The organism is Thalassobaculum litoreum DSM 18839 (assembly GCF_900102465.1).
GTDB classification, from domain to species: Bacteria; Pseudomonadota; Alphaproteobacteria; order Thalassobaculales; family Thalassobaculaceae; genus Thalassobaculum; species Thalassobaculum litoreum.
Genome location: NZ_FNBW01000001.1, coordinates 417,752 through 432,866, shown reverse-complemented (window position 1 = coordinate 432,866; position 15,115 = coordinate 417,752). Strand labels below are relative to the sequence as shown.

The window sequence follows — 15,115 nt, the reverse complement described above, 5'->3', positions numbered from 1 at the left end:
ATCCATGACGCAAACGACGGAGCGTATGCACGCCCTGCTGAAGAGCGAGGGGATCGTGCTCGCCCCCGGCTGCTGGGACGCGCTGACCGGCCTGCTGGTGGAGCAGGCCGGGTTCGACGCCGTCTATGTCAGCGGCGCGGGCATCGCCTATACCCGCCTCGGCCGCCCGGATATCGGGCTGATGGGGCTGCGCGAGATCGCCGACACCCTGACGGCGATCCGCGAACGCATTTCCATCCCGATGATCGTCGACGGCGACAACGGCCACGGAAATGCTCTTAGCGTGCAGCGCACGGTCCGCGAATACGAGCGGGCCGGCGCCGACGTGATCCAGCTTGAGGACCAGTCGCTGCCGAAACGCTGCGGCCACCTTAAGGGCAAGGGCTTGGTCAGCGCCGACGAGATGGTCGGCAAGCTGCGCGCCGCCCTCGACACCCGGCGGGACACGCTGATCATGGCCCGCACCGACGCCATCGCCGTGGAAGGATTCGAAGCCGCCCTGGACAGAGCCGAGCGCTATGTCGAGGCTGGCGTCGATCTCCTCTTCGTCGAGGCGCCGGAGAGCGACGCGCAGATCGCCGAGATTTCCCGCCGCTTCGCCGGCCGCGTGCCGCTGCTCGCCAACATGGTGGAGGGCGGGGCGACCCCGATCCGCTCCACCGAGCAGATGGCGGAACACGGCTTCAAGGTGGTGATCTTCCCGGGCGGCACGGCGCGGGCCATGGTGCCCGCCCTGCAGGCCTATTTCGCCTCTCTCAAGCAGCACGGCACAACCGCGCCCTGGCGCGACCGGATGCTCGACCTCAAGGGCCTCAACGACGTGCTCGGCACGCCGCAGATGCTGGAGGAGGGCGCCAAATACGACGCCGCCGCGGTGGCACAGGGTTCAACTCGTAAAGGAACAGGAACAGATGGGGACGATTGATCCCGTCACGCTGGCGGTCTTGAACGGCCGTCTGGAACAGATCGCGGACGAAATGGACGCCACGCTGTTCCGCAGCGCCTTCAACCCGATCATCGCGGAGGCGCACGACGCTTCCCACGGGCTGTATCACGCCGAGACCGGCGAGACCCTTGTCCAGGGCAAGTCGGGCCTTCCGATCTTTGTCGGCGCTATGGCCTTCGCGGTGAAGACCGTGATCGACAAGGCCGTGCGCGACGGCGGCCTGGAAGAGGGCGACGTCTACATCTTCAACGACCCGTATGACGGCGGCACCCACCTGTCCGACTTCCGGCTGGTGCAGCCAATCTTCCGGGACGGCAAGGTGTTCTGCTACCTCGCATCGGTCGGCCATTATCACGACGTCGGCGGCAACGTGCCGGGGAACTACAACCCGGCGGCCACGGAGAGCTTCCAGGAAGGCTTTCTGATGCCGCCGGTGAAGCTGTTCGAGGCCGGACGGTTCCGCCAGGACGTGGTCGATATCCTGCAGGCCAACTCGCGCCTGCCGAACAGCCTTTACGGCGACCTCAACGGCCAGATCAACGCGCTCAAGCTGGGCGAGGGGCGGTTGCGCGACCTGCTGGACGAATACGGAGACGCCACCGTCGCCACCGCCTTCGAGGAACTGAAGAGCCGGGCCGCGACCCTGATGCGGGCGCAGATCGCGTCCCTGCCGGACGGGACCTACCGGGCCAAGGACTTCCTCGACAATGACGGCATCGTCGACGAGGCGCTGCCGCTGGAACTGGCGATCACCGTTTCCGGCGAGAAGCTGACCCTGGACTTCACCGGCTCTGCGCCGCCGTGCCTGGGCCCGGTGAACATCGCGCGGTCGACCACGGTCGCCGCCTGCTACGTGGCGATGAAACACATCTTCCAGGAAGTGCCGGCGAACGCCGGCGTGCTGGAGCCGATCGAGTTCGTCATTCCCGAGAACTCGATCCTGGCGGCAAAGGCACCCCGCCCGGTCGGCGGCTATACCGAGACCATCCTGCGGCTGATCGATCTCAGTTTTCAGGCCCTGGCCCAGGCGGCGCCGGAGCGGGTCAACGGCTGTGCCTACGGCACCATCAACGCCCTCTCCCTGGCCGGATACCGGCGCGAGGACGGGCGGCGCTGGGTCATGTTCAGCTTCTTCGGCGGCGGCCATGGCGGCCATCCGGAGGGCGACGGCCTGAACCACGGCAACGCGCCGATCTCCACCGCCACGATCCCGCCCCTGGAGATCCTGGAGGCGGCCTATCCGGTGATGTTCCGGCAATGGGCGCTGCGCGAGGATTCCGGCGGGCCGGGCCGCAACCGCGGCGGCCTGGGTGCCGTCTACGAGATCGAACTGCTGGAGGAGAAGGCGGACGCCTTCCTGTTCGGCGAGCGCGGCCGCTACGCCCCGCCCGGCGTCGTAGGCGGCGAGGCGGCGGCGATGAATCGATTTACCTATCCGGCCGGACCGGACGGCGGCGAGGCGCATCCGCCGATGGCCTCCAAGATGGTCGGCATCAAGCTGGCCAAGGGTCAGTCGGTGCTGCTGGAGACACCGGGTGGGGGCGGCTATGGCCCGCCCGTCGAGCGCGAGCCCGCCCGCGTGGCCGAGGATGTGCGCCTCGGCTATGTCAGCGTGGCCTCCGCCCGCGACCGGTACCGGGTCGTCGTCGCCGCAGACGGCACCCTCGATGAACAAGCGACCAGCGAGCTCCGAGCAGCATGAGCACGAACACCCCCCATCTCATTGCCGGCGTCGATGTCGGCGGTACCTTCACCGATGTCTTCGTCCTGGACGAGGCGGCAGGGACCGCACGCGTCGCCAAGGTTCCCTCCACCCCGGCGAACCAGGCGGTCGGCTTCCTGTCCGGCCTGGAATCCGGAGCAGGGGACCTGACCGCCCTGTCCACCGTCGTCCATGGCACCACCGTCGGCACCAACGCCCTGCTGGAGCGCAAGGGTGCGGCGACCGGCGTGATCACCACCGCGGGGTTCCGCGACGTCCTGGAGATGCGCCGGCGCGACCGGCCGCAGACCTGGGGCCTGTGGGGCCAGTTCGTGCCCGTGGTGCCCCGCGACCGGCGCCTGGACGTGGCCGAGCGCACCCTGGCAGACGGCACCGTGCGCCAGGCGGTCGACCCGGACGCGGTCAAGGCGGCCGCCAGGCGGCTTCAGGATCTCGGCTGCGAGTCCGTGGCCATCGTCTTCATCAACGCCTATGCCAATGACGACAATGAGCGCGCCGCCCTGGAGGCGCTGCGCTCGGTCTGGCCGAACGACTACGTCACCGCCAGTCACCAGATCGTCCCGGAGATCCGCGAGTTCGAGCGCAGCTCGACCGCGGCGCTGAACGCCTATCTGCAGCCGCCGGTCGGCCGCTACCTCGCCCGCCTGGAACAGGCCCTGGGTGAGGCGAAATCCCCGGCCCAGGTGCTGATCGTGCAGTCGAACGGCGGCGTCATGAGCCTGGACACCGCCCGCAAGGTGCCGATCCGCACCGCTCTCTCCGGCCCGGCGGCCGGCGTGACGGCCGCGGCGCATATCGGCTCGGTCGCGGGCTATCCGAACCTGATCACCTGCGACATGGGCGGCACGTCCTTCGACGTCTCCCTGGTGGTTGAGGGCGAGAGCGCCCTGGCGGCCCAGACCTCCATCGATTTCGGGCTCGTCGTGCGCTCGCCGATGATCGAGATCATCACCATCGGCGCGGGCGGCGGGTCCATTGCCCGCGTCGATGCCGGCGGCCTGCTGCAGGTCGGCCCGGAAAGTGCCGGCTCCGACCCAGGACCTGTCTGCTACGGCCTCGGGAACACCCGACCGACCGTGACCGACGCCAATCTGGTGCTGGGGCGGATCAACGCCGACCGGCCGATCGGCGGCAAGCTGGACAGGCTGGACGTGGCGGCCGCCCGGCAGGCGATCACCGACCATGTGGCGATCCCGCTTGGTCTGGAGACGCCGGAGGCCGCGGCCGAGGCGATCATCCGGGTCGCCAATGCCAAGATGGCCGGCGCCATCCGCGTCGTGTCCATCGAGCGCGGCCACGACCCCAAGGAGTTCGTCGCCGTGCCGTTCGGCGGCGGCGGATCGCTCCATGCCGGCGCCCTGATCCGCGAGGTCGGGCTGAAGAAGGCCCTGGTCCCGCGCTATCCGGGCGTGACCAGCGCGCTCGGCTGCACCATTGCCGACCTGCGCCAGGATTTCGTGGAGACCTGGAACGTGCTGCTGGACGATCTCGACGCCGATGCCCTGCGCTCGGCCATCGACCGGCTGGACGGCGAGGGCACGAAGACCGTCAAGGGTGCGGGCGTGACCCTGGAGGGCATGGAGACCGTGGTCGAACTCGACATGCTCTATGTCGGCCAGACCCACACCGTCGCCGTGCCGATTCAGGCGGCCAAGGGCCAGGCGGTCGACAAGGAGGCCGTGCGCGCGGCCTTCGAGGCGGCCTATTCGAGCACCTATGGCCGGCTGCTCAAGGGCATCCCGATGCGGATCCTTAACCTGCGGGTCGCGGTGGTCGGCAAGCGGCCGCGCTTCGACCTGTCGCTGCTCGCCCCGGAGCCGGGAACGACGGTCGAGGGCGCGATCCGCGGCACCCGCGACGTCTATGTGGACGGGGCGTGGCACGAGGCGACCATCGTCGACCGCCTGGCCCTGCCGGCCGGCGCGGAGATCAGGGGTCCGGCCGTGCTGGAGCAGAGCGACACCACCATCCTGATCGAGCCCGGGCTGGTCGGCGAGGTCGACACCTATGGCAACGTGCTGATCGGAGAAGCCTCATGAGCGGCGACCTCGCCTTTCCCGATCCGTCGGCCACCGCCCTGGTGCTGGTCGACCTGCAGAACGACTTCATCCACCCCGATGGCGCCTATGCACGGGGCGGGTCCAAGGCGGACGAGATCGCCGCCCTCCCGGCCCGTCTGGCTCCGCTGGCCGAGGCCGTCAGGGCCAAGGGTGGGTGGATCGTGTCCACCCACTTCACCCTGGTGCCGGGCAGGGGCGGCGAGCCGATGATCTCGCCGCATCTGAAGGCGATCCGGCCGTTCCTGCGCAAGGGCGACTTCCTGTCCGGCGGCTGGGGCCACGATGTGGTCGATGCACTACAGCCGATCGACATCAAAGTAGAGAAGGTCGCGTTTTCAGCCTTCTACATGAGCCGGCTCGAGTGGGTTCTGAGGAAGGCGGGCATTACCACGCTGATCTTCGCCGGCATCGTGACCAATGGCGGCGTCGCCTCCACGGTGCGCGACGCCCATGTGCGCGACCTGGAGACGGTGGTGCTCGAGGACGGCTGTGCCGCCTTCTCCGAGCAGGTGCATCGCACCGCCATCGACGCCCTGCGCCCGGTCAGCACCGTGGCCACCATTGCCGAGGTGGCCGCCGCCTGGGAATCCGCCTGATGGGTATCGTCCGGCGCGAGAGCGGCCCCGAGGCCCATGTACCGGTGCTGGTCGTCGGCGCGGGCGCCTGCGGCCTGATCGCCGCCCTGGCCGCCCATGACGCGGGTGCTGCGGTCATGGTGTTGGAGCGCGACCCTGTGCCGGCCGGGTCCACATCCCTGTCGGCCGGCTACATCCCGGCCTGCAATACCCGCTGGCAGGCGGAGGCCAATGCTGACGACGGCGTCGACCGGATGCTCGGCGACATCCAGAAGAAGAACCACGGCGAGGGCGATCCGGTCCTCGGCCGCGCGGTCTGCGAGGCGTCGGGGCCGACACTGGAATGGCTCGCCGACGCCCATGGCCAGTCCTTCATCCTGGAGACCGCGTTCCGCTATCCCGGCCACACCGCCTACCGGATGCATTCGCATCCGCAGAAGACCGGGGTGGCGCTGGTCGGATCGCTCGCCGCCGCAGCGGAGCGGGCAGGCATCGACATCGTCTGCGAGGCGCCGGTACGCGACCTGATCGCCGACGGTGCCGGCAAGGTGCTGGGCGTCGTGATCGAGCGGCCGGACGGCTCGACCGACGAGATCGGATGCGATGCGCTGGTGCTCGCCTGCAACGGCTATGGCGGTAACCCGGAGATGCTGCGCAGCTACATCCCGGAAATGGCCGACGCCCTGTATTTCGGCCATACCGGCAACCAGGGCGACGCGGTGCGCTGGGGCACCGAACTCGGCGCCGCCGTCGCCCAGATGGGCAGCTACCAGGGTCACGGGTCCGTCGCCCATCCCCACGGGGCCCTGATCTCCTGGGCGCTGATGATGGAAGGCGGTGTGCAGGTCAATACCGAGGGCGCGCGCTTCTCCAACGAGCATGCCGGCTATTCCGAACAGGCTCTGAAGGTGTTGGCGCAGCCCGGCGGCATCGCCTGGAACGTCTACGACCGGCGCCTGCACGAGCTCGGCATGCGGCACGAGGATTATCGCGGCGCCCACGGGATGGGTGCGATCCGCGAGCTGCCGGATCTGGCGGCGCTGGCAGACCTGATCGGTTGCCCGCGCGACCGTTTGGCGGCGACTTTGGCCCATGCGACGGAAGCCGCGGCGGGGCAGCTGGAAGATCCGTTCGGCCGAGACTTCACCACAGCCCCGACCCTGGACACGCCGCCATATTTCGCCGTGCGGGTCACCGGCGCGCTGTTCCATACCCAGGGCGGGCTGTCGATCGACACGTCGGCCCGGGTGCTGACCGCGGAACGGGAGCCGCTGCCGAACCTGTTCGCCGGCGGCGGGGCCGCGGTGGGTCTGTCCGGCTCCGATGTGGAGGGGTACCTTTCCGGAAACGGGCTGGTGACGGCGGTCACGCTTGGACGGATCGCCGGTACCGGTGCTGCCCGACTGGCACAGGAGACGACGGCATGAGCGACTATCCCCGGAATCTCATCGGCTACGGCGCCGAGCTGCCCCATGCCGCCTGGCCGGACGGGGCGCGGGTCGCCTTGAATTTCGTACTCAACGTGGAGGAGGGGTCGGAGACCAACATCCTGCACGGGGACGCGAAGAACGAGGGTGGCCTGTCCGAGGTCGTCGGTGGACGCCATCCGCCGGGGCAGCGGGATCTGGGCATGGAATCGCTCTACGACTACGGCCCGCGCGCCGGGTTCTGGCGCATCCATCGGCTGTTCACCGAGCGCAACCTGCCGCTGACGGTCTATGCCTGCGCCATGGCGCTGGAGCGCAATCCGGTGGCCACAGAGGCCATGGCCAAGGCCGGCTGGGATTTCGCCGGTCATGGCTGGCGCTGGATCAACCACTACGAACTCACCGAGGAGCAGGAGCGCGAGCATATCGCCCGCGCCATCGAGATCACGCAACGGCTCACCGGCCAGCGCCTGAAGGGCTGGTACTGTCGCTACGCCCCCAGCCCGAACACCCGGCGTCTGCTGGTAGAGACGGGTGGTTTCCTTTATGACAGCGACAGTTATAGCGATGACCTTCCGTACTGGGTTAAGGTGGACGGAGTGGACCACCTGGTCATCCCCTATGCACTGGACACCAACGACGTGAAGTTCGGCGCCCCGGCCTCCTACGGCTCGGGCGAGGACTTCTTCCGCTACATCACCGACGCCTTCGACCAGCTCTGGGACGAGGGAGCGCAGCGCCCGCGCATGCTGTCGATCGGCCTGCACCAGCGTCTGGTGGGACGGCCGGGCCGCGCCCGGGCCCTGGCCAAGTTTCTGGATCACGTACAGGCCAAGGGATCGACCTGGATCACACGGCGCCTCGAGATCGCCGAGCACTGGCACCGGGTCCATCCGCCCGCCGGTGGGTCGGTTGGAAGCTGACTGATCCTGAAGCCGGACAAACAAAAAGCCGCGGTCCTGGAAAAGGGACCGCGGCTCAGGTCGATACCGGCATGGTTACCTCAGCGTTTGCGCACTCCGAACCAGCCGGAAGCGAGATACGGTGATGCAAGCATCGGTGCCTCCGTTTGTTGCTGTGACAGTCCTTAAACTATGGGTAGGCGCACTGTGTGCGTCAATCCTCGATTCGCTCGACGAATCCGGGATTTGTCGGCTCTATCCACAGCTTGTCCACAGGCCGTGCACAGGCGTTTCGTGGCCAGTTGCGGCGCGGAGTTCATTGTGTCGGGCCAAGCTCTTGCCTATAAAGCTCGTCTAGGAATTTCCGCGCCGACCATCCCGCTATCGATGGGGGCGCACGTTGCGGTGAGGAATGCGATGGTCGACTACGCCCTGGCACGCCTGAACATGGTCGAGAGCCAGATCCGGACCAACAAGGTCACCGACCCGGCCCTGATCAATGCCTTCGACACGATCCCGCGCGAGTTGTTCGTGCCCAAATCCAAGCGCGGCATCGCCTATGTCGACGAGGCGCTGGAGGTCGGTGCCGGCCGCTACATGCTGGAACCGATGGTGCTGGCGCGCCTGCTGCAGGCGGCCCTGCCGAAGCCGGGTGACGTGGCCCTGGATGTGGCCTGCGGCACCGGCTACGCCACGGTGGTGCTGTCCAAGCTGGTGTCCGTCGTGGTCGGCGTCGAGGAGGAGCCGAGCCTTGTCGATTCCGGCAACGCCAATCTGGAGGCCCTGGCGATCGACAACGCGGCGATCGTCAACGGTCCTCTGGCCCAGGGCTACGGCAAGCAGGCTCCCTATGACGTCATTCTGATCGACGGCGGGGTTGAGACCGTGCCGCAGAAGCTGTTCGACGAGTTGGCCGATGGCGGCCGTCTGGTCACCGTGGAGGGCGGCACGCCGACCGAGCCAGGCGTTGCGGTGCTTTACGAGAAGCTCGGCTCCCATATCGGGCGCCGGATTTTGTTCGACGCGGGCACGCCGCTGCTCGCGGGCTTCCGCCGGGAGGCCGGGTTTGTCTTCTGAGCGCGGGACGCCATATACCCGCGGCAACGCCCCCATTCCTCCGACATCGCATTGCCAGGGCATTCGAAAGCTGAAAGGAAGACCATGACCTCGTTCGCGAAGTCGCTCCGTTCGTCGGCCGCGGTCGTGGCCCTGCTGGCCGGGATCGCCGTCATCGGCACCCCCGCGGCCCAGGGACAGACCCTGGAAGAGGCCCTGTCGCTGGCCTACGAGACCAATCCGGAACTGCTGGCGGCGCGGGCCGACCTGCGGCGCACGGACGAAAGCGTCACCCAGGCCAAGGGCGGCTGGCGCCCGAGCATCAGCGCGGCGGGCAGCTTCGGCATCACCGACGTGAAAGGTGAGAACCGGGGCGTCACCACCACGGACGACCATTCCTACCCGATCACCGGCTCGATCACCGCGACTCAGCCGCTCTACACCTTCGGGCGAGTCGACGCCCAAGTGGACGAGGCGGACGCCAATGTGGAGGCCGCGCGGGCGGGTCTGTTCCAATCCGAGCAGTCCACGCTGCTGGACGCGGTGGTCGCCTATGTGAACGTCATCCGCGACACCTCGATCCTCGAGCTGCAGATCAACAACGTCGAACGGCTGGACAAGCAGCTGGAAGCGACCCGCGACCGGTTCCGGGTCGGCGAGGTGACGCGAACCGACGTGGCGCAGTCCGACGCCCGCCGGGCCAGTTCCGAGGCGGACCGTACCCAGGCCGAAGGCAATCTCATCACCTCCCGCGTGGCCTTCGAGCGTGTTGTCGGTACCGTGCCGACGACCCTGACGGAGCCGTCGATCCCGCCGGGTCTGCCCACGACCCGGGACGAGGCGGTCGATATCGCGACGCAGGAGAGCTACACCCTGATCCAGGCAAAGTTCCAGGAACTGGCCGCCCGCCATGTGGTGTCTCAGGCCGAAGCTGAGCTGCTACCGGAACTGAACCTGGTGACCCAGGCGGAACAGACCTACAACACCAATGGCGGTGACAACGAGGTCACCACGCTGACCGCCGAGGTTCAGCTCTCCGTGCCGATCTACCAGCAGGGCGTGGTCTATTCCCAGGTCCGCTCGGCCAAGGAGAACGTGAACCGAATCCGACTGCTGGTCGACAACGAGCGCCGCGCGGTCGTCGAGAATGCTGCCAGCGCCTTCGAGGACTACAAGACCGCCCTGGCGCAGATCGAGTCGCTGCGCTCGGAAGTGAATTCTGCCGAGATCGCGCTGGACGGCGTGCAGCAGGAAGCCACGGTCGGCGCGCGCACCGTGCTGGACGTCCTGGACGCCGAGCAGGAGCTGCTGGATGCCCAGGTCAACCTGGTCACCGCCGACCGCAACGCCATCGTCGCGGCCTTCTCCCTGCTGGCTTCGCTGGGCCGGCTGACGGCCCAGGATCTGGGGCTGCCGGTCGAGATCTACGACTATGATCGGCACTACCTGGCGGTCGAGTCGAAGTATTACGGCACCGAGCCTCCGGGACGTATGCCGGGCAACTGATGGCGATTCGCGTGAAGTATTGGCCCGACAGAGGTTTATGGGCTAGTCTTCAGATTCGAATGTACCGGACAGCCAGGGTCGCCGGGGCGAAGGCATGAGCGATACACAAGAACCATCCATGGAAGAGATCCTGGCGTCGATTCGCCGGATCATTTCCGAGGATGGGGAAGACGAGGAAGAGGCGCCGGCGGAAGAAGAAGCCGTCGAGGAGGCTGAGCCGGACCCTGAGCCCGAGCCGGAACCCGAACCTCTGCCCGAACCGGAGCCGGAGCCTGAGCCGGAACCCGCGTTCGAGGAAGAGGAGGAAGAAGAGGAGGAGGACGTCCTCGACCTGTCGGACATGGAAGCCGACGAGGACGAAGACGCCGAGCCCCTGTTCGATGAGCAGCGCTACGCCCAGCCGCAACCCGAGCCCGACCCGGAGCCTGAACCCGAGCCGGATCCGCTTCCGGAACCCGAGCCCGACCCGGAACCCGAGCCCGAGCCTCAACCGGTCTACGCGCCGCCGCCACCGCCGGCCCCGCGCGCTGCTCCCCAGCCTCAGCCTCAAGGCCTAGTGTCCCCGCCACAGGCCCAGGAGACGGTGCATTCCTTCTCCGAGCTGCAGGCCAAGCTCAACGAGGACTATCAGGAGCTGCCGCTCGGCAACGGTGCGGTCACCCTGGAGCGTCTTACCCGCGAGCTGATGCGGCCGATGCTGAAGGACTGGCTGGACCAGCACCTGCCGTCGATGGTCGAGCGCCTGGTGCGCGAGGAGATCGAGCGTCTGGTGATGCTCTCCCAGCGCCGGGATCGCTGGTAGCCCGATTTCCGCCCCGACCCATGTCGGGAGGGGCTGAAAACCTCACGGAAACCGCCGGCCGGGTGTGGCGTTTCGCGCCCGCTTGGCCTATGAACGGCCTCCGTCGTCATTGAAGCAGGTGGACGGTCCCGGATCCGGCCCGGCTGGTTCCGTCCCTGCGCCGGTCAAGGACCCGACAGATGCTTGAGAAGACCTATTCCCCCGCCGATGTCGAGGCCCGGCTGTATGGCCGCTGGGAGAAGTCCGGCGCCTTTGCCTGCGCACCCGAGTCGAACGCCCAGCCCTACACCATCATGATGCCGCCGCCGAACGTCACCGGCAGCCTGCATATGGGCCACGCCCTGACCATGACCGTGCAGGATATCCTGACCCGCTACAACCGCATGGCCGGCCGCGACGCCCTGTGGCAGCCCGGCACCGACCATGCCGGCATCGCCACCCAGATGGTGGTCGAGCGCAATCTGGCGGCCGACGGCATCGATCGCCGCGACATCGGCCGCGAGGCCTTCATCGACAAGGTCTGGGAGTGGAAGGGTCAGTCCGGCGGCACCATCGTCAACCAGCTCCGCCGCCTGGGCGCCAGCCCGGACTGGGAGCGCGAGCGCTTCACCATGGACGAGGGGCTGTCCAAGGCGGTGCTCAAGGTCTTCGTCCAGCTCCACAAGGAGGGCCTGATCTACCGCGATAAGCGGCTGGTGAACTGGGACCCGAAGATGGTGACGGCGATCTCCGACCTGGAGGTCGAGCCCAAGGAGGTCGACGGCAATCTCTGGCATTTCCGTTATCCGCTGGAGAGCGACCCGAGCAAGCACATCATCGTCGCCACCACCCGCCCGGAGACCATGCTGGGCGACACGGCCATCGCCGTGCATCCCGAGGACGAGCGCTACAAGGACCTGATCGGCCAGTACGCCATCCTGCCGCTCGTCGGCCGGCGGATCCCGATCATCGGCGACGAGTATGCCGATCCGGAGCAGGGGTCCGGCGCGGTGAAGATCACTCCGGCCCATGATTTCAACGATTTCGAGGTGGGCAAGCGTCATAACCTCGAGATGATCAACATCATGGATGCCCGGGCGCATCTGAACGACGAGGTGCCGGAGAAATACCGTGGCATGGAGCGGTTCGCCGCCCGCAAGGCGGTGGTCTCCGACCTGGACGAGGCCGGGCTGCTGGAGAAGATCGAGCCGCACCGCCACACCGTGCCCCATGGCGACCGGGGCGGGGTGCCGCTGGAGCCGTGGCTGACCGACCAGTGGTACTGCGACGCCGCCACCCTGGCCAAGCCGGCGATCGAGGCGGTGGAGACCGGCAAGACCGTCTTCGTCCCGAAGAACTGGGACAAGACCTATTTCGAATGGATGCGCAACATCCAGCCCTGGTGCATCTCGCGCCAGCTCTGGTGGGGCCATCAGATCCCGGCCTGGTATGGTCCGGACGGCGAGGTCTTCGTCGCCGAGAGCGCCGAGGAGGCCGTCGCCGCCGCCGAGACGCATTACGGCAAGGCGGTGGAACTGACCCGCGACGAGGACGTGCTGGACACCTGGTTCTCCTCCGCGCTGTGGCCGTTCTCCACGCTCGGCTGGCCGGACAAGACCCCGGAACTGGAGCGCTACTATCCCGGCGACGTGCTGGTCACCGGCTTCGACATCATCTTCTTCTGGGTCGCCCGGATGATGATGATGGGGCTGCACTTCATGAAGGAGGTGCCGTTCCACACGGTCTACATCCATGCCCTGGTGCGCGACGCCAAGGGCCAGAAGATGTCGAAGTCGAAGAACAACGTCATCGACCCGCTCGACCTGATCGAGACATACGGCACCGACGCCCTGCGCTTCACCCTGGCCGCCATGGCGGCGCAGGGCCGCGACATCAAGCTGGCCGAAGGGCGCGTGGAAGGTTACCGCAACTTCGCCACCAAGATCTGGAACGCCGCCCGGTTCTGCGAGATGAACGGCTGCAAGGTCGATCCGAATTTCGATCCGGCGGCCTGTACCGAGACCGTGAACCGCTGGATCGTCGGCGAGGTCGCCAGGACCGCCGACGCGGTCGCCGGCTCGCTGGAGGCCTACAAGTTCAACGAGGCGGCCGCGGCCCTCTATCAGTTCTTCTGGGGCACCTTCTGCGATTGGTACCTGGAGTTCACCAAGCCGATCCTGCAGACCCCGGAGGGCGGCACCGAGCATCCGAGTGCCGCCGAGACCCGGGCGACCACGGCCTGGGCGCTGAACCGGGCGCTGCACCTGCTGCACCCGATCATGCCGTACATCACCGAGGAGCTGTGGGCGAGCTTCGGCGAGGAGGCGGACCAGCTCCTGGTCTCGCGCCCCTGGCCGGCGCTGTCCAGCGACCTGATCGACGCCACGGCCTCGGCCGAGATGGACTGGGTGGTCCGGCTGATCTCCGAGGTGCGCTCCATTCGCGCCGAGATGAATGTGCCGCCGTCGGCGCAGATCCCGCTGCTGCTGGTCGGTGCCAATGCGGAAACCGCCGAGCGGGCCGAGAAGTACGGCGATCTGCTCACCCGTCTTGCCCGGCTGTCCTCGATCGAGACCGGCGGGTCCGCCCCGGCCGGTGCGGTCCAGGGCGTGCTGGACGAGGCCACCCTGGTGCTGCCGATCGCCGACGTGATCGACATCGCCCAAGAGCGCGCCCGCCTCGCCAAGGAGATCGCCAAGGCCGAAGGCGAAATGGCCAAGATCGACAAGAAACTCTCGAACCAGGGATTCCTCGCCAAGGCGCCGGAAGAGGTGGTCGAGGAGAACAAGGATCGGCTGGCCGAGGAGACGGAACGCCGCGACCGTCTGGCCGCCGCGCTGAGCTGTTTGGAGCAGGTCGGCTAGGCCCGCGACGGCGACCCCGCTACTACCAAGTCACAACCGCAGCGCCGGGGTCTTCGCCCCGGCGTTTTCTGTTGCACCACCTGTCTCGTCGAACCACCAGATATAGGATTCGAATTGGTATTTCGGCTCGTAATGTCGGGCCGATGGGCTTTCCACAGTCATAGACACATGTGGCGATCCGCCATGCGCACCGCTCGGATCGCCACACCGGTTAGGACGCACACTGAACACGTCCCGCAGGCCGCTAGACGCCTTTCAACAGTCTCCTGACATCCCTGGACCGGTCGGTAGCGCGGCGTCCTACCGGACTCAGGCGACCGCGCCGATCCTGCGGCGGGCGGCACGCACGCGTATGGCCACCACGATCAGGGTGCCGGCGACCACGCCCGCGGTCAGCAATACCGTCTCGGGCCGGAAGCGGGTCACGTCGATCAGCCCCAACCCGAAAGCGGCCTGTTCCAGTGCCATGCCGATGACCGGTAGCGCGGTGCAGCAGGCCATGTAGTTCTGCGAGCCGATCAGCCTTGTCGACCAGAAGGTTAGAAACATCGAGGGACCGCGCAGGAACACCCCGACCAACACGGCGGAGACGATCAGCGGGGCGCTCCAGTCCACCTCGCCGACGCCGCCGTCTTCCAGTATCCGCAGGACCAGGAACAGGCCCGCCGTGACCAGCAGCACCGCACCGGTGAAGCGGGCGCGGCTGCCCGGCTCGGTGCCGCTGTTGTCCGGGTGGCGCTCGGCGAGCAGGGTGCCGGCGACCAGGCAGACTTCGTTCAATAACATCAGGATAACGGCCGGATTGGCGATCCCGCCCTCCAGGGTCATCACCAGCGGCGCGATGGAGGCCAGGAGCACCGCATGGCCGAGCCATTCCAGGCGGGCGGGGCGCCGACCGAGGACCAGCCAGACCGCGACCGCCACCATCGGCACGTTCACCGCCCCCAGAACCCCCGCCTCCATGGCGCTGACCCAGACCAGCACGGCGGTGAAGAGGGCGGCGGACAGGACCCGCAGAACCCCGAGAATCCAGGTACTTGGCCGCCGGAAACTCGCCAACGACAGCCGGCCCTTGCCGCCGATGGCGAGCAGGCAGAGCCCACCGGCGCAGAGCTGCAGAAAGGTATAGGCCCAGGGGTCGAAACCGAAGCGGACCAACAGGATACGGCTGATCGCGATCAGGGCGGACCAGGACAGGATGGCGGCGGCGGAGACGAGGATCGCTTGGCGCATCGGGGACCTCTTCGCGGGGTCGATGCCCCCGGTATAGGACAG

At 67.6% G+C, this 15,115-nt stretch carries 12 protein-coding genes; 10 read left to right on the top strand and 2 right to left on the bottom strand.

The features are described from left to right. The first annotated feature begins 4 nt into the window (after nt 1-4). From BLS34_RS01965 to BLS34_RS01930, 8 genes are all read left to right on the top strand, one after another. The gene (locus BLS34_RS01965) at nt 5-925 is read left to right on the top strand and encodes an isocitrate lyase/PEP mutase family protein (protein WP_245701888.1); all 921 of its coding nucleotides are present in this window, start codon (nt 5-7) and stop codon (nt 923-925) included. Then, on the top strand, nt 912-2,648 hold the full coding sequence (locus BLS34_RS01960) for a hydantoinase B/oxoprolinase family protein (protein WP_093147756.1): 1,737 nt from the start codon (nt 912-914) through the stop codon (nt 2,646-2,648). The genes BLS34_RS01965 and BLS34_RS01960 overlap by 14 nt, the downstream gene beginning before the upstream one ends. Then, nucleotides 2,645-4,708: a hydantoinase/oxoprolinase family protein gene (locus BLS34_RS01955; RefSeq protein WP_093147754.1), complete on the top strand. Its 2,064-nt coding sequence runs from the start codon at nt 2,645-2,647 to the stop codon at nt 4,706-4,708. Before BLS34_RS01960 ends, BLS34_RS01955 begins: the two co-directional genes overlap by 4 nt. Next, the gene (locus BLS34_RS01950) at nt 4,705-5,325 is read left to right on the top strand and encodes a cysteine hydrolase family protein (protein WP_093147751.1); all 621 of its coding nucleotides are present in this window, start codon (nt 4,705-4,707) and stop codon (nt 5,323-5,325) included. The genes BLS34_RS01955 and BLS34_RS01950 overlap by 4 nt, the downstream gene beginning before the upstream one ends. Further along, entirely contained in the window at nt 5,325-6,731 is a 1,407-nt protein-coding gene (locus BLS34_RS01945; RefSeq protein ID WP_093147748.1) for an FAD-dependent oxidoreductase, read from the top strand. The genes BLS34_RS01950 and BLS34_RS01945 overlap by 1 nt, the downstream gene beginning before the upstream one ends. Next, complete coding sequence (puuE, locus tag BLS34_RS01940) at nt 6,728-7,654, top strand: allantoinase PuuE (protein ID WP_093147746.1); 927 nt, start codon at nt 6,728-6,730, stop codon at nt 7,652-7,654. Before BLS34_RS01945 ends, puuE begins: the two co-directional genes overlap by 4 nt. Before the next feature lie 396 nt (nt 7,655-8,050). After that, the gene (locus tag BLS34_RS01935; protein ID WP_093147744.1) at nt 8,051-8,710 is read left to right on the top strand and encodes a protein-L-isoaspartate O-methyltransferase family protein; all 660 of its coding nucleotides are present in this window, start codon (nt 8,051-8,053) and stop codon (nt 8,708-8,710) included. An 84-nt stretch (nt 8,711-8,794) separates the two neighbouring features. After that, nucleotides 8,795-10,195 carry a TolC family outer membrane protein gene (locus tag BLS34_RS01930; RefSeq protein ID WP_028794791.1) on the top strand — a complete coding sequence of 467 codons (1,401 nt, stop codon included), beginning with the start codon at nt 8,795-8,797 and terminating at the stop codon, nt 10,193-10,195. A 49-nt stretch (nt 10,196-10,244) separates the two neighbouring features. On the opposite strand, the gene BLS34_RS26365 is transcribed toward BLS34_RS01930, so the two are convergent. After that, nucleotides 10,245-10,745, bottom strand: a complete 501-nt coding sequence (locus BLS34_RS26365) for a hypothetical protein (protein ID WP_245701887.1) — start codon at nt 10,743-10,745, stop codon at nt 10,245-10,247. A 6-nt stretch (nt 10,746-10,751) separates the two neighbouring features. Here BLS34_RS26365 and BLS34_RS26360 point away from each other — a divergent pair, with 6 nt between their 5' ends. Both BLS34_RS26360 and BLS34_RS01920 read left to right on the top strand, forming a co-directional pair. Then, on the top strand, nt 10,752-10,997 hold the full coding sequence (locus tag BLS34_RS26360; protein WP_245701886.1) for a DUF2497 domain-containing protein: 246 nt from the start codon (nt 10,752-10,754) through the stop codon (nt 10,995-10,997). 179 nt (nt 10,998-11,176) lie between these two features. Continuing rightward, the gene (locus BLS34_RS01920) at nt 11,177-13,840 is read left to right on the top strand and encodes a valine--tRNA ligase (protein ID WP_093147742.1); all 2,664 of its coding nucleotides are present in this window, start codon (nt 11,177-11,179) and stop codon (nt 13,838-13,840) included. A gap of 309 nt (nt 13,841-14,149) precedes the next feature. Here BLS34_RS01920 and BLS34_RS01915 read toward each other — a convergent pair whose 3' ends face one another. After that, complete coding sequence (locus tag BLS34_RS01915; RefSeq protein WP_175474067.1) at nt 14,150-15,073, bottom strand: EamA family transporter; 924 nt, start codon at nt 15,071-15,073, stop codon at nt 14,150-14,152. Between the last annotated feature and the right edge of the window lie 42 nt (nt 15,074-15,115).

Coding starts and splice junctions, on each gene's coding strand:
- BLS34_RS01935 (WP_093147744.1), top strand. CDS start 8,051: ATGGTCGACTACGCCCTGGCACGCCTGAACATGGTCGAGAGCCAGATC.
- BLS34_RS01955 (WP_093147754.1), top strand. CDS start 2,645: ATGAGCACGAACACCCCCCATCTCATTGCCGGCGTCGATGTCGGCGGT.
- BLS34_RS01945 (WP_093147748.1), top strand. CDS start 5,325: ATGGGTATCGTCCGGCGCGAGAGCGGCCCCGAGGCCCATGTACCGGTG.
- BLS34_RS01930 (WP_028794791.1), top strand. CDS start 8,795: ATGACCTCGTTCGCGAAGTCGCTCCGTTCGTCGGCCGCGGTCGTGGCC.
- BLS34_RS01915 (WP_175474067.1), bottom strand. CDS start 15,073: ATGCGCCAAGCGATCCTCGTCTCCGCCGCCGCCATCCTGTCCTGGTCC.
- BLS34_RS01920 (WP_093147742.1), top strand. CDS start 11,177: ATGCTTGAGAAGACCTATTCCCCCGCCGATGTCGAGGCCCGGCTGTAT.
- BLS34_RS01965 (WP_245701888.1), top strand. CDS start 5: ATGACGCAAACGACGGAGCGTATGCACGCCCTGCTGAAGAGCGAGGGG.
- BLS34_RS01960 (WP_093147756.1), top strand. CDS start 912: ATGGGGACGATTGATCCCGTCACGCTGGCGGTCTTGAACGGCCGTCTG.
- BLS34_RS01950 (WP_093147751.1), top strand. CDS start 4,705: ATGAGCGGCGACCTCGCCTTTCCCGATCCGTCGGCCACCGCCCTGGTG.
- puuE (WP_093147746.1), top strand. CDS start 6,728: ATGAGCGACTATCCCCGGAATCTCATCGGCTACGGCGCCGAGCTGCCC.